Origin of the sequence: Bacillus pumilus (genome assembly GCF_038738535.1) — a bacterium.
In the GTDB taxonomy this organism is placed as follows: Bacteria; Bacillota; Bacilli; order Bacillales; family Bacillaceae; genus Bacillus.
The window spans coordinates 1,519,396-1,533,037 of sequence record NZ_CP046128.1; the positions used below are offsets into that span (position 1 = coordinate 1,519,396).

At 41.2% G+C, this 13,642-nt stretch carries 18 protein-coding genes; all 18 read left to right on the plus strand.

Going from position 1 to position 13,642, the window contains the following annotated elements; all coding sequences use genetic code 11:
- The 18 genes from fliE to fliQ are packed head-to-tail and all read left to right on the plus strand — an operon-like array spanning position 1 to position 13,637.
- Positions 1-318 (plus strand): flagellar hook-basal body complex protein FliE, encoded by a 318-nt coding sequence (fliE, locus tag GKC25_RS07525; protein WP_007499609.1) that lies wholly within the window; start codon positions 1-3, stop codon positions 316-318.
- Positions 319-367: 49 nt separating this feature from the next.
- Positions 368-1,960, plus strand: coding sequence for a flagellar basal-body MS-ring/collar protein FliF (gene fliF / locus GKC25_RS07530; RefSeq protein WP_034662370.1), 1,593 nt, complete (start codon positions 368-370; stop codon positions 1,958-1,960).
- Positions 1,961-1,971: 11 nt separating this feature from the next.
- A complete protein-coding gene (gene fliG / locus GKC25_RS07535) occupies positions 1,972-2,988 on the plus strand; it encodes a flagellar motor switch protein FliG (protein ID WP_008344808.1) in 1,017 nt (338 codons plus the stop codon).
- Positions 2,981-3,745: a flagellar assembly protein FliH gene (fliH, locus tag GKC25_RS07540; protein ID WP_034662367.1), complete on the plus strand. Its 765-nt coding sequence runs from the start codon at positions 2,981-2,983 to the stop codon at positions 3,743-3,745. The genes fliG and fliH overlap by 8 nt, the downstream gene beginning before the upstream one ends.
- Entirely contained in the window at positions 3,742-5,058 is a 1,317-nt protein-coding gene (gene fliI, locus GKC25_RS07545; RefSeq protein WP_034662365.1) for a flagellar protein export ATPase FliI, read from the plus strand. The genes fliH and fliI overlap by 4 nt, the downstream gene beginning before the upstream one ends.
- Before the next feature lie 8 nt (positions 5,059-5,066).
- Positions 5,067-5,510 (plus strand): flagellar export protein FliJ, encoded by a 444-nt coding sequence (fliJ, locus tag GKC25_RS07550; RefSeq protein WP_034620036.1) that lies wholly within the window; start codon positions 5,067-5,069, stop codon positions 5,508-5,510.
- A 12-nt stretch (positions 5,511-5,522) separates the two neighbouring features.
- On the plus strand, positions 5,523-6,224 hold the full coding sequence (locus GKC25_RS07555; protein WP_095285168.1) for a MotE family protein: 702 nt from the start codon (positions 5,523-5,525) through the stop codon (positions 6,222-6,224).
- Positions 6,225-7,547: a flagellar hook-length control protein FliK gene (locus GKC25_RS07560; protein WP_342689643.1), complete on the plus strand. Its 1,323-nt coding sequence runs from the start codon at positions 6,225-6,227 to the stop codon at positions 7,545-7,547.
- A complete protein-coding gene (gene flgD, locus GKC25_RS07565) occupies positions 7,547-7,993 on the plus strand; it encodes a flagellar hook assembly protein FlgD (RefSeq protein WP_034662358.1) in 447 nt (148 codons plus the stop codon). Before GKC25_RS07560 ends, flgD begins: the two co-directional genes overlap by 1 nt.
- Positions 7,994-8,010: 17 nt before the next feature.
- Complete coding sequence (gene flgG / locus GKC25_RS07570; RefSeq protein WP_034662356.1) at positions 8,011-8,802, plus strand: flagellar basal body rod protein FlgG; 792 nt, start codon at positions 8,011-8,013, stop codon at positions 8,800-8,802.
- Positions 8,803-8,839: 37 nt separating this feature from the next.
- Complete coding sequence (locus GKC25_RS07575) at positions 8,840-9,055, plus strand: flagellar FlbD family protein (RefSeq protein ID WP_034662354.1); 216 nt, start codon at positions 8,840-8,842, stop codon at positions 9,053-9,055.
- Positions 9,052-9,480 (plus strand): flagellar basal body-associated protein FliL, encoded by a 429-nt coding sequence (fliL, locus tag GKC25_RS07580; protein WP_034662353.1) that lies wholly within the window; start codon positions 9,052-9,054, stop codon positions 9,478-9,480. Before GKC25_RS07575 ends, fliL begins: the two co-directional genes overlap by 4 nt.
- 32 nt (positions 9,481-9,512) lie before the next feature.
- On the plus strand, positions 9,513-10,511 hold the full coding sequence (gene fliM, locus GKC25_RS07585) for a flagellar motor switch protein FliM (protein ID WP_003212239.1): 999 nt from the start codon (positions 9,513-9,515) through the stop codon (positions 10,509-10,511).
- Positions 10,501-11,625, plus strand: a complete 1,125-nt coding sequence (gene fliY / locus GKC25_RS07590; protein WP_034662352.1) for a flagellar motor switch phosphatase FliY — start codon at positions 10,501-10,503, stop codon at positions 11,623-11,625. Before fliM ends, fliY begins: the two co-directional genes overlap by 11 nt.
- 27 nt (positions 11,626-11,652) lie before the next feature.
- Positions 11,653-12,015 carry a response regulator gene (locus GKC25_RS07595; RefSeq protein WP_007499584.1) on the plus strand — a complete coding sequence of 121 codons (363 nt, stop codon included), beginning with the start codon at positions 11,653-11,655 and terminating at the stop codon, positions 12,013-12,015.
- 18 nt (positions 12,016-12,033) lie between these two features.
- Positions 12,034-12,693 (plus strand): flagella biosynthesis regulatory protein FliZ, encoded by a 660-nt coding sequence (gene fliZ / locus GKC25_RS07600; protein WP_034662351.1) that lies wholly within the window; start codon positions 12,034-12,036, stop codon positions 12,691-12,693.
- Positions 12,686-13,351, plus strand: coding sequence for a flagellar type III secretion system pore protein FliP (fliP, locus tag GKC25_RS07605; protein ID WP_007499580.1), 666 nt, complete (start codon positions 12,686-12,688; stop codon positions 13,349-13,351). Before fliZ ends, fliP begins: the two co-directional genes overlap by 8 nt.
- 16 nt (positions 13,352-13,367) lie before the next feature.
- On the plus strand, positions 13,368-13,637 hold the full coding sequence (fliQ, locus tag GKC25_RS07610) for a flagellar biosynthesis protein FliQ (RefSeq protein WP_003211206.1): 270 nt from the start codon (positions 13,368-13,370) through the stop codon (positions 13,635-13,637).
- The last annotated feature ends 5 nt before the right edge of the window (positions 13,638-13,642 follow it).

The following is a 13,642-nucleotide window of genomic DNA, read 5'->3' on the forward strand; positions in this document are numbered from 1 at the left end:
TTGGTTAACGCAATATCTCCTTTCCAGCTTCAAACCGCTCAGCAAGCAAGTGAATTGACGAATGCATCGTCCGTTCAGGCGGCTGCACCTAAAAGTCAAACGAATTTCTCTGATGTGCTGAAGAATTCCATTGAGGCATTAAATCAATCACAGCTGAAATCAGACCAGTATACAAATGCTCTTGCACAAGGAAAAGATGTCAATCTCGATGAAGTCATGATTGCCTCGCAAAAAGCGAGTGTGACACTTACAGCTGCAACGGAGTTTCGAAATAAAGCAGTCGAAGCGTACCAAGAGATTATGAGAATGCAGATGTAGGAGGTGCTGACGGACAAAAAAAGACTGAATGGAATGACCGGGGGTTAAGATGAATCGTACTTTAATGCAATTAAGAACAAAAACAGTTGAGTTTTGGCGAAATCGATCAAAATTACAAAAAATACTCATGATTGGCGGCGTTGCTGCCCTAGCAATCATTATTACGGTTGTTAGCATCTTTGCTTCTTCTGAAAAAATGGTTCCATTGTTTAAAGATTTGTCTGAGGCAGAAGCTGGACAAATCAAACAGGAACTGGATGGCAAAAACGTTAAATCGGAACTTGCGAATAATGGAACAACGATTCTCGTTCCAGAAAAGCAGGCCGACACTTTAAAAGTAACACTCGCATCTGAGGGTCTCCCTAAGACAGGGAATATTGATTATTCCTTCTTTGCGAACAATTCCGGCTTCGGTTTAACAGATAATGAATTTGATGTTCTGAAAGTAGACGCAACTCAGACAGAACTATCCAATCTAATCAACACGATTGATGGGATTAAAGATTCAAAAGTTATGATTAACCTGCCAAAAGATTCCGTTTTTGTTGGAGAAGAGCAAAGTAATGCATCAGCATCCATTGTGCTGCAAGTTGAGCCTGGCTACACGCTCGCGCCGCAGCAAGTAAAAGGCCTTTATCATCTTATTTCAAAAAGTGTGCCGAATTTAAAGACAGAAAACATTGTCATTATGGACCAAGATTCCAACTACTACGACTTAAACAGCAGTTCCGATTCCTATGCAAGTGGAATGGATGCACAGCAGCAGAAAAAAGAAGAGATTGAAAAGAACCTTCAAAGAAAAATTCAACAGCTGCTCGGAACAATGATGGGTCAAGAAAAAGTGGCTGTATCGGTCACAACAGACATTGATTTTACTGAAGAGAAAAGAAAAGAAGATCTTGTAGAACCAGTTGATAAAGAAAACATGCAAGGCATTGCTGTCAGTGCTGAAAAGATTGCTGAAACTTATTCAGGAAATGGTGCAGCAGCTGGAGGCACCGCTGGAACAGGCGACGATGATGTCACAAATTATCAAGGCGCCGATGGAGCGAACGGTAGCGGAGATTACGAAAAGAGCGAAGATCGTATCAACTATGAAGTCAACCGCATTCATAAAGATATCAAAGAGAGCCCTTATAAAATTAGAGATGTTGGCATTCAAGCATTGGTCGAACCACCAACGGCAAACGATGTGAACTCTTTAACACCTGAAAGGCAAGATGATATCAAAAAGATTCTTTCAACGATCATTAGCACTTCAATTGATAAAGAATACACAAATGGTCAAGCGCTCACTCAAGCGGACTTAGATAACAAAATTGTTTTATCTGTATCAAAATTAGACGGTAAACAGCAAACTGCAGCAGAAAACCCATCAAACAATATTCCAATCTGGGTTTATATTGTAGGCGGTGTGCTACTACTTGCAATTATCGCTCTCATTATTCTTCTTGTGCGTAAACGCAGAAAAGAAGAGGAAGAAGAGTTTGAGTTTGATGAACGTACACCAATCCATGTTCCTGATATCGACACTGAACCAGAAACAGAAGAAATGGTGAGAAAAAATCAGCTTGAAAAAATGGCAAAAGAAAAACCAGAAGACTTTGCTAAATTGCTACGCAGCTGGCTGTCCGAGGATTAGGAGGAATACACATGTCGAGAAAAGATCCAAATCGACTAACAGGCAGACAAAAAGCAGCAATCCTAATGATTTCCTTAGGGCTAGACGTGTCAGCATCTGTATACAAACATCTGTCTGAAGACGAAATAGAAAAATTAACATTAGAAATTTCCAATGTACGAAGTGTAGATACTGCTAAGAAAGATGAAATCATCGAAGAGTTTCACAGCATCGCCATCGCGCAGGACTACATATCACAAGGCGGTCTTATGTACGCAAGACAAGTGCTTGAAAAAGCGCTTGGTGAGGACAAAGCGGACAGCATCTTAAACCGATTAACATCCTCGCTTCAAGTGAAACCGTTTGATTTTGCTCGAAAGGCTGACCCAGAACAAATCTTAAACTTTATCCAGCATGAGCATCCACAAACCATCGCGCTCATCCTTTCCTACTTAGATCCAGTCCAAGCTGGGCAGATTTTATCTGAATTAGGTGAGGAAGTACAAACAGAGGTTGCGAGACGTATTGCTTTAATGGACCGCACATCTCCAGAGATCATCAATGAAGTGGAACGCATTCTTGAACAAAAGCTTTCTTCAACCTTTACGCAGGACTATACGCAAACGGGCGGGGTCGAAGCGGTTGTAGAAGTACTAAATGGTGTAGACCGTGCGACCGAGAAGACCATTTTAGACACACTTGAAATTCAAGATCCTGAGCTTGCTGATGAAATTAAGAAACGTATGTTTGTCTTTGAAGATATTGTCACTCTTGACAGTAGAGCGATTCAGCGTGTGATCAGAGATGTTGAAAATGATGACTTATTGCTCGCGCTCAAAGTGGCAAGCGAAGAGGTCAAAGAAATTGTCTTCCGCAACATGTCACAGCGAATGGTCGAAACGTTCAAAGAAGAAATGGAGTTTATGGGACCTGTCCGGCTTAGAGATGTCGAGGAAGCACAAACTCGTATTGTCAGCATCGTAAGACGACTCGAGGAAGCTGGAGAAATCGTCATAGCTCGAGGCGGAGGAGACGATATCATTGTCTAGGATTATCAAACATGAAACATCTGTTATTCCTGAGCAAGGCCGGCAAACGATTCCTTTGCAGCAAGTGGAGTTTAAAAAAGAACATCACGAAGAAGAGCTTGTCAATGAAACAGAAGCATCGCAGCTTGTACTAAGTGATGCTGAAGATCAAGCAAGCCGTATAGTAGAACAAGCAAATAGTGAGCTTGAAAAAACAATGGCTGAAATCAATCAGCGCCGCGCTGCTTTTGAAGAAGAAAGAATGCAGCTCATTGAAGAAGCGAAACAAGCAGGTTACCAAGATGGCTTCCAAAAGGGTGAAACAGATGCGAATATGCAGTACCAATCGATTCTTGATCAAGCGAATGACATTGTCAGTCTTGCCAAGCAGGATTACGAAGAAAAAATTGAAAGCTCCGCAGAAAAAATTGTGGAACTGGCTTTCGAACTCGCCAAACGCGTTTGGTACTCGGCTGAGGACACGAAAGATCAATTTTTGGCTCTCGTGAAGCAGGTCATTTCAGAAGTGAAAGAATATGACGATATTTCCATCTATGTTGACCCTGAACATTACGATCATGTGATGGAGTATAAAGACGAATTAATCAGAATCCTTCAAAAGGATACACACCTTGCCATTTACTCGGATGAAAAAGCGCCAAAAGGGACTTGTTACGTAGAAACAAGCTTTGGAAAAGTGGAAGCGAGTGTTGATACCCAAATGAATCAGTTGAAAGAAAAGTTACTAGAAGTCATTGATTCAGGTGATCACAAATGAACATTGATGTGTTAAAAGAAACAATTGAAACCGCCGATCCTTATAAACGATTTGGCAAAGTCAATCGAGTTGTTGGGCTGATGATTGAATCTAAGGGGCCGGAGAGTTCTATCGGAGACGTGTGTCTCATTCATAAAAAAGGGCGTAGGCACGATCCGATAAAAGCAGAGGTCGTAGGGTTTAGAGATGAAAACATTCTGCTCATGCCTTATGTAGAAGCATCCAATATTTCACCAGGAAGTCTAGTTGAAGCGACAGGTGAGTCGCTGAAGGTCAAAGTTGGGACTGGATTAATCGGCGAAGTCGTTGATGCCTTCGGTGATCCGCTGGACGGCAGTATGCTTCCAAAGGGACTTGCGCCTGTTTCGACAGAACAGTCTCCCCCAAATCCGATGGACAGGCCGCCGATTCGAGAAAAGATGGGCGTTGGTGTCAGAGTGATCGATAGTCTGCTCACAGTTGGCACTGGTCAAAGGATCGGGATTTTTGCTGGAAGTGGTGTTGGAAAAAGTACCTTAATGGGAATGATTGCAAAGCAGACAGAAGCAGATCTGAATGTCATTGCCCTTGTAGGAGAGCGTGGCCGTGAAGTTCGTGAGTTTATTGAAAAGGATTTAGGTGCCGAAGGACTGAAGCGATCGATTGTTGTTGTCGCAACTTCTGACCAGCCTGCACTGACGAGAATGAAAGCTGCTTATACAGCAACAGCTATTGCGGAATATTTTAGAGACAGAGGGAAAAATGTCATGTTCATGATGGACTCTGTTACACGGGTCGCTATGGCACAAAGGGAAATCGGTCTTGCAACTGGCGAACCGCCAACGACAAAAGGATATACACCTTCGGTGTTCGCTATACTGCCTAAATTACTTGAACGAACTGGAACGAATCAGCTTGGTTCCATCACAGCGTTTTACACAGTGCTTGTTGATGGTGACGATATGAATGAGCCAATCGCTGATACAGTCAGGGGGATCTTAGATGGCCACATTGTACTTGATCGTGCTTTAGCCAACAAAGGACAATTTCCTGCTGTCAATATTCTGAAAAGTATCAGCCGCGTTATGAGCAATATCGCAAGTCATGATCACAAGGAGGCGGCCAACCGGTTCCGCCAGCTTTTATCCACTTATCAAAACGCTGAAGACCTCATTAACATTGGAGCTTATAAAAAAGGCTCCTCGAAAGACATTGATGAGGCCATGCAGGCTTATCCTCATCTGATTTCATTTTTGAAGCAGGATGTAGAAGAGGCTGTATCTATTGAAGACAGTGTGAATTTATTGCTCCGTTTGATGAATAGAGAGGATTGACAAAAACAGTGAGATATCAATACAAATTTCAAAAGCTCTTAGAACTGAAAGAAAGTGAAAAAGACAAGTCACTCGCAGCGTACCAACAATCCGTTTCAGCATTTGAGCAAGTCGCTGAAAAACTCTATGAAAATATGAGTAAAAAAGAATTAATGGAAAAAAGCAAAGAAGAAAAGCTGAGAAGTGGTATGAGTGTTCAAGAAATGCGTCATTACCAGCAATTTGTGACCAATTTAGATAACACCATTCAGCACTATCAGCAGCTTGTGATCATGAAACGCCATCAAATGAATGAAAAACAATCTGATTTAACTGAAAAAAACATTGAGTTTAAAAAGTTTGAAAAAATGAAAGAAAAGCAGTATGAAAAGTTTTCCCTTGAACATAAGGCCATTGAAATGAAAGAAATGGATGATATCTCTATCAGCCAATTCATGTTTCAAGGACATTAGGAGTCGAGATGAATGCCTAAGAAGGAAAAAACGAAGGAATCAAGCGGCGGTAAATTTCAATGGATCTTGTTTATTGTCATTATCCCATTGATTGTGCTTGTGATTGTGACTGGCACAATCCTTTATATTGCGGGTTTTGATCTAAAGAAACCGCTCCAAAACATTCCGGTGATCAGCAGTTTGGTTGGTTCAGATGACACCTCAAAAACGTCATCTTCACATAATGATCAAAGCGATGCAGAATTAAAAGAACTGAAAAAAACCATTAAAGAGCAAAAAAATGAACTTGAAATTGCGCAAAAAGATTTAAAAACAAGTGATGAAGAGATTAAAAGACTGAATCAAAAAATCAGTTCGCTTGAAAAAACATCTAAAAATGATGCGAATAATACGTCAGCGAGTGATAGTTCAACAAACAACAGCTCATCAAGCGATACATCAGGTAATAATGCGTCAGGGACAACTTCTGATGGGGCAGGATCCTCTAACCAGAAACCTAAAGGGAAGATTGTCAGTATCTATGAAAGCATGGACGCAGGGAAATCCGCTAAAATTTTATCAGAATTAAGTGATAAAGAGGCATTGAAGATCCTTGAAGAGCTGAGCAAAAATAAACTAACAGATATATTAGCAAAACTAACACCTCAGAAGGCAGCTACATTTACGAAAGAGCTTGCTAAAAAAGAAGAAAGTGAAAATGGGGGTGGACAATAAGTGAAGCTATTGGATATTGGAGCCTTACAGCAATCGTCTCAAGGTCTTTCGGGGCCAAAGGGAGGCGGCGTGGCATCTGCACGCGGGTTGTTTAAACAATTACTTAGCGGGGCAGGCGCACAAAGCGGTCTTGTTAATGCTGAGACAGCGGGTGCCTCTCTTTCCATCAATGATGCGATGCAAATCATTGAAAAATGGATGCAATCACCTGAAGAAGGGGTCGACGGAGACCTTCTTGAAGCGCTTCAAACACTTCAAAGTCAAACGCTTGATTCGTCTGATCTCAAGTCACTAGAAGAGTTATTTCAAAAAATGGAAACATCCATTTACGATGATCAAGCTGATAAGCCAGCTTCTGAACATAGTGAGCAGCTCATACAAGTCCACTTTTTCTTATATCAACTGCTCAATCAACAGCCGCTCAGCTTTGATGCAAAGCTAGTGCAGGATATTGAAGCAAAAGGTCAAGACTTCATCCACTTTCTTTCGAAAAACGGGGTAGATGAGAAACTGATTCAGCAAGTAAAAGAGCAGTTTTTCTCGCAGGGTTCAGCACCAAAGCTGAATTCGATGTCTCAAAGTGAGCTGAAACACTTTAATCAGTTAATCGACCATATGATGGCAAACGCAAAAGGATCAGACAAAGAGTTGAAAATTGCTTTAGGAGAGTTAAAAGAATTGGTCTCTCCAAGACAAGAATCTACTCTTGCTTCTCCGGCAAAAGGTGCTTCCTCCCTTGAATGGCTCATCAAAAAGGAAGTTGTCAAAGGACAAAGCACTGCTGCACCTGCTTCTGAAAAAAACATCACTCATACGCTGTTGCCAGGTCATAAGCAGTTTTTTCAACTGCAATCAGCAGCTCCTGTTCAGCAGACACAAACAAGTGATGAAAAGCCAGGAACGGTTGATCAGCAAATACTAAATACGTGGAAGCAAATGAAATTCACGCCATTTGGAAACTCAAGCGGACGCTTCACAGTTCGATTAAATCCAGAAAATCTCGGATTTATCACGATTCAGCTGACGAAGCAAAATGGTATGTATGCGAGTAAGATTACTGCTTCGACACAAGCAGCAAAAGAGCTGTTAGAGCATCACCTGCCGCAGCTCAAGCAGGCGCTTCCGAATATGTCGGTTCAAGTAGACCGTTTTCATATACCGCTTCAATCAAATGAGCAGCCGCTATTTGGACAATTTAACGAAGAAAACAAGCAGCAGCAGTCAAAAGGGCAGAATTTCCAGAAGCCTGATGAACAGGAAGAAGAATTCCAAGATGTACTGGATGCTCTTGTTGGGTCAGATGAAGAAGAGGAGGAAATCTAATGGCAACAGTTGATGCTACGAATAGAACAGTCGCACAAGCAGACACTTCTTCAAACGCAGCAAAGAAAACAGATACGCTTGGCAAAGACCAATTCTTGAAAATATTGCTTACACAGCTTCAAAACCAAGATCCGACAAACCCACTAGATGACCGTGAGTTTGTCACACAGCTTGCAACATTTTCATCTTTAGAACAGCAAACCAATATGAACGATTCTATCACCAAGCTGAATCAGCTTATGTCTACATTTGTTGCACACCAAGATCCGTTTACGACGTATGTAGGCTGGATTGGTAAAGAAGTATCGGGCAAACTGGATGATAAAGAGATATCAGGCACTGTGAAGTCTGTTAAAAACATAAACAATGAATACTTCTTGTATTTAGAAGATGGAACGAAAATCAGCCCTTGGGATGTTACAGCAGTTGGAGAAAAAACGAAGTAATTCGAGGAGGAAAATAAATGTTACGCTCACTTTACTCAGGAATTAGCGGAATGAAAAACTTCCAATCAAAATTAGATGTTGTAGCCAACAACGTAGCCAACGTCAATACACACGGATACAAAAAAAGCCGTATCACTTTTAAAGATATGGTCAGCCAAACCATTGGAAGTTCTGGTGGACCAACGAACAACTCTGGTTCAATCAACTCAAAACAAATTGGTTTAGGATCATCTTTATCTTCTATTGATAAAATCATGTCAGCGGGATCTTCTCAAAATACAAATGAACCTTACGACTTCTATATCAATGGAGATGGGTTTTTCCGGATTGAAAGTCAAGGAGAAATTCTTTATACAAGAACAGGGAATTTCGACACTGATTCAGAGGGAAGCTTAGTCACCCCTGATGGAAATTATCTGCTTGGAATGAATGGACAAAAGATAACGATTCCAGACGGCGTTTCGAGTGTGAGTGTTGGTCCAGATGGAACGGTTTCGGTTGTTGAAAACAATGTATCAAGAACCGTTGGTCAAGTATCACTCGTATCTTTCCGTAACGCAGGAGGGTTAGACAAAGTTGGTGACAACCTTTACCGCCAGACCTTAAGCTCAGGTGCTCCAAGTAACCCTATCGTACCTGGTGAACAAGGAACGGGCGTCATCCAAACAGGTAAACTTGAAATGTCAAATGTTGATTTAACAGACGAGTTTACTGAAATGATTATCGCACAGCGTGGTTTCCAATCGAATGCAAAGACGATCACAACATCTGATGAAATCCTGCAAGAGCTTGTGAATCTGAAACGATAGGAGGTAGGGGGAGCGGTTTATCGCTTCTCTGCTTAATATGATTGAAGTGACAAGATTAAATGGCAAAGGATTTATGCTGAACGCTCTCCATATCGAGCAAATCGAAAGCTTTCCAGACACGACCATTACATTAGCCAATGGAAAGAAATTCGTTGTGAAAGAAGATAAAGAGCAGCTTCAAGAGAAAATCATTTCTTTCTACAGAAAAATCCAAGTCATTTCATTGAATCAAGGAATAGAGGAGTTTGAATGAAGAAGAAATTAGTCGTAGTAATGCTAATCATGATTATTGCCATCGTCGGAATTGGAGCAGGCATCTTTTTTCTGCTGAATGGGTCAGACGAAGCAAAAGCAGAAAAAGAGCCAACAGCAGATGAAGTCGTAAAAGCTTCTGTTGAAATTCCTGAGATTATTACTAATTTAAAGTCTGAAGGAAATGCTGTCAAACTTGTATTGAATATTGAAACGGACTCTGAAAAAGCAAAAGAAGAGCTCGAGAAAAGAAGTTTTCAAGTGAAAGATGCCGTAATCGACATTTTATCAGACACGAATGCAGATGAACTTGATGGCAAAAAAGGCAGAGAACATTTTAAAACACTAGTCAAAAACAAAGTGAATAACTATTTGCAAGATGGCAAGGTGAAAGAAGTATATATAACCTCCTTTAATCTGCAATAGAGGCGATTAATTGACACGATGGAGGTGAAGAAATGTCAGGAGAAGTGCTTTCCCAGAATGAGATCGATGCATTATTATCCGCCATATCTACAGGCGAAATGGATGCAGAAGAGCTGAAAAAAGAAGAAACGACGAAAAAAGTGAAGGTGTATGATTTTAAACGTGCACTGCGCTTTTCGAAAGACCAGATTCGAAGTTTAACAAGGATTCATGATAACTTCGCTAGACTGCTCACCACGCACTTTTCAGCTCAGCTAAGATCATATATTCAAATTACTGTCAGCTCGGTTGACCAAGTACCATACGAAGAATTTATTCGTTCGATTCCTAATATGACATTATTAAACTTATTTTACGTCAGCCCGCTTGAAGGAAGAATCATGCTTGAAGTGAACCCAACAATCGGCTATGCCATGATGGACAGGCTGATGGGCGGGATTGGCATTAGTCATAATAAGACAGAATCACTTACAGAAATCGAAACAAAGATTATCTCAAACATGTTTGAGGGAGCTTTGGAAAATTACAGAGAAGCGTGGCAGTCCATAACCGACATCGAGCCTGAAATGGCAGATTTCGAGGTAAATCCCCAGTTTGTTCAAATGGTGTCACCAAACGAAACAGTTGTCGTCATTTCTCTTAATACACAAATTGGTGAGGTCAGCGGGGTTATTAACCTATGTATTCCTCATGTTGTATTGGAGCCTATTATTCCGAAGCTGTCTGTACACTACTGGATGCAGTCTGAACGAAATGAACCAAAACAACAAGAAACAAAGGCCATTGAAAAACGGATTATGACGGCAAAAATACCGGTAGTCGCAGAGCTAGGGGAATCGGAAATGACGGTGGAAGAGTTTTTGAATTTGGAAATTGGTGATTGTATTGCCTTGGACAAACCAGTAAATGCGCCTCTTACTGTTATGGTCGGAAATAAACCGAAATTCTTGGGACAGGCCGGCCGCGTGAATCGGAAACAGGCGATTCAAATTCTAGATCACGACATAAGAGGTGAAGAAGATGGAGAATAACGGAAGTAAATTATCACAAGACGAAATCGATGCGCTCCTTAAAGGAGGCAGCAATGACGATATAGAGCCTGATACAATCCTTTCTGCAATGGAGCAAGATGCCATTGGGGAAATCGGAAACATTTCATTCGGTAGCTCTGCAACAGCACTTTCAACCCTATTAAATCAAAAAGTGGAGATTACTACTCCAACTGTTACAGTGATTCAAAAAAGTATGCTGAATGAGGAATTTCCTCATCCGTATGTCGCTATTGAAGTGAATTATACAGAAGGCTTCAGCGCAAGTAACTTGCTTGTCGTCCAGCAAACAGATGCAGCAGTCATTGCGGACTTAATGATGGGCGGAGACGGGACAAATGCTGACCCTTCTTTAAGCGAGATTCACTTAAGTGCAGTGCAAGAAGCAATGAACCAAATGATGGGTTCTGCTGCGACATCCATGTCGACGGTCTTTAATAAAAAGATTGATATTTCTCCGCCGCGCGTCGAATTACTTGATGTGAAAGAAGGAGAAGGGACAGACCGCATTCCAGCTGAAGAAATGCTTGTCAAAGTATCCTTCAGATTAAAAATAGGTGAACTCATCGATTCAAATATTATGCAGCTTTATCCTATTACATTTGCGAAGGATTTAATCGCAGAATTAACAGACCCTGCGCAAGAGGAAGAGCCGGTTCAAGACACTCAAGTGAGCACACCTGAACCTCAGCCGGCAGCTCCGCAAACGCAGTCTGCACCAGCGCAGCAAGCAGCTCCGGCGAAAAGACAGGCGAAGCCAAAGCCGGCAGCACCTGTAAATGTAGCGCCTGTTGAATTTGAAGCGTTCAGTGAGCCTCAGCATACAACAAGCCAGCTTGGAAATCTTGATATGCTGATGGATATTCCGCTTTCCATTACGGTGGAACTTGGAAGAACTCAGCGCAGTGTAAAAGAAGTCCTTGAGCTTTCAGCTGGAAGTATCATTGAACTGGACAAACTTGCTGGGGAGCCAGTAGACATTCTGGTGAACAAACGAATCGTCGCCAAAGGGGAAGTCGTTGTCATTGATGAGAACTTTGGTGTTCGTGTGACTGATATATTAAGTCAGTCAGAAAGACTTTCTAATTTAAAATAAACAAACATATAGGGAGAGAATAAGTAAATGGCTACTAAGGTATTAATCGTAGATGATGCAGCATTCATGAGAATGATGATAAAGGATATTCTTGTAAAAAACGGATTTGATGTCGTAGGTGAAGCAGAAAACGGCGCTCAAGCAGTTGAAAAATACAAAGAAACTTCTCCAGACCTTGTCACAATGGATATCACAATGCCAGAAATGGACGGGATCACAGCGCTAAAAGAAATTAAACAAATCGACGCTTCTGCAAAAATCATCATGTGTTCTGCAATGGGGCAGCAGTCAATGGTTATTGACGCGATCCAAGCAGGTGCAAAAGACTTTATCGTGAAGCCGTTCCAGGCAGACCGTGTACTTGAAGCAATTAATAAAACGTTAGGCTAAAAAAGGGTGTAAGACTTGTTGAAAAAACGTTTGATATGTATAGCAATGATCAGTTTTTTGCTTTTCTTGACGATGCAGCCTGCCTCACTGTTTGCTGAAACGAAAGATCCTGAAAATGGCACAGTGAATGACTGGCTCAAAGAAGAGAAAGGCAGCAAAAAGGATACAGAAAAGACAACCACTGACAATCAAACGAATCCGGCAGAAGAAGTTCCCTCTTCTTCTGTCTCCATTATGGATTTTGTCAAAATGATTGGTGCTTTACTTTTTGTCATCCTGCTCATATATGGTTTGGTGAGATTTGTTGGTAAGCAAAACCGCTTACTTAAACCATTTCGCTATGTTGAAAATATTGGCGGAACGACGGTTGGCCAAAACCGTTCAGTCCAGCTTATCAAAGTGGGCAGACGAGTATTAGTTGTTGGAGTAGCGGACTCAATCCAGCTGCTAAAAGAAATTGATGATGAACAAGAATGTGAAGCGATCGTGAAACAATATGAAGAAGCGATGGAAAGCAAAACAGATTTACCAAAAATCGTTCAAAAATTCACATCGCAGGTAAAGAAACAAAATCAGCCAACCACTTCTTCTTTTTCAGCCAATTTGAAGGCGCAGCTAGCCGAATTGAAAAAGACCCAAGCAGAAGTCAGAAAGAAAGGCCCGAAACAAAATGAATGAGTTTATCGATTTATTTAATTCCAGCGGTGCAGGGAACATTAGCACGTCTGTCCGTCTTCTTTTACTTTTAACCGTATTTTCGGTTGCACCAGGCATTCTCATTTTAATGACATGTTTTACACGAATAGTGATTGTACTTTCATTCGTTAGAACGTCACTTGCAACCAACTCAATGCCGCCAAACCAAGTGCTTGTAGGGCTTGCTTTGTTTCTCACATTTTTTATCATGGCACCCACGTTCTCAGAGATTAATAAAGAGGCACTGACGCCGCTTTTAAATGATGACATTACGCTAAATCAGGCATATGAAAAAGCCGAAGTGCCAATTAAAGAGTTTATGAGTAAACATACGAGACAGAAGGATTTGGCTTTATTTCTTAGTTACGCAAAAATGGATACACCTGAATCGATAAAAGATATTCCGTTAACGGCGATGGTACCCGCTTTTGCTATTTCAGAATTAAAGACGGCATTTCAAATTGGTTTCATGATCTTTATTCCATTTTTAATTATTGACATGGTGGTCGCAAGTGTCCTGATGTCAATGGGGATGATGATGCTTCCTCCGGTTATGATATCGCTCCCTTTCAAAATATTGTTATTTGTTTTAGTCGATGGATGGTATTTGATTGTTAAATCTTTGCTGCAAAGCTTTTAGAGTAGGTGCTTAAAACATGAGTTCAGAATTTGTCATTACGATGGCTGAAAGATCAGTGTATGTGGTATTGCTTGTCAGTGGGCCGCTTCTAGCGCTCGCTCTTATTGTGGGACTGATTGTCAGTGTGTTTCAGGCGACAACCCAAATTCAAGAACAGACGCTTGCGTTCATTCCTAAAATTGTTGCAGTTCTTATTGGGCTTGTTGTGTTTGGTCCATGGATGCTGTCAACCATTGTGTCCTTTACGACAGAGCTGTTCTCGAATTTAGATCGATTTGCAGGTTAACCAGC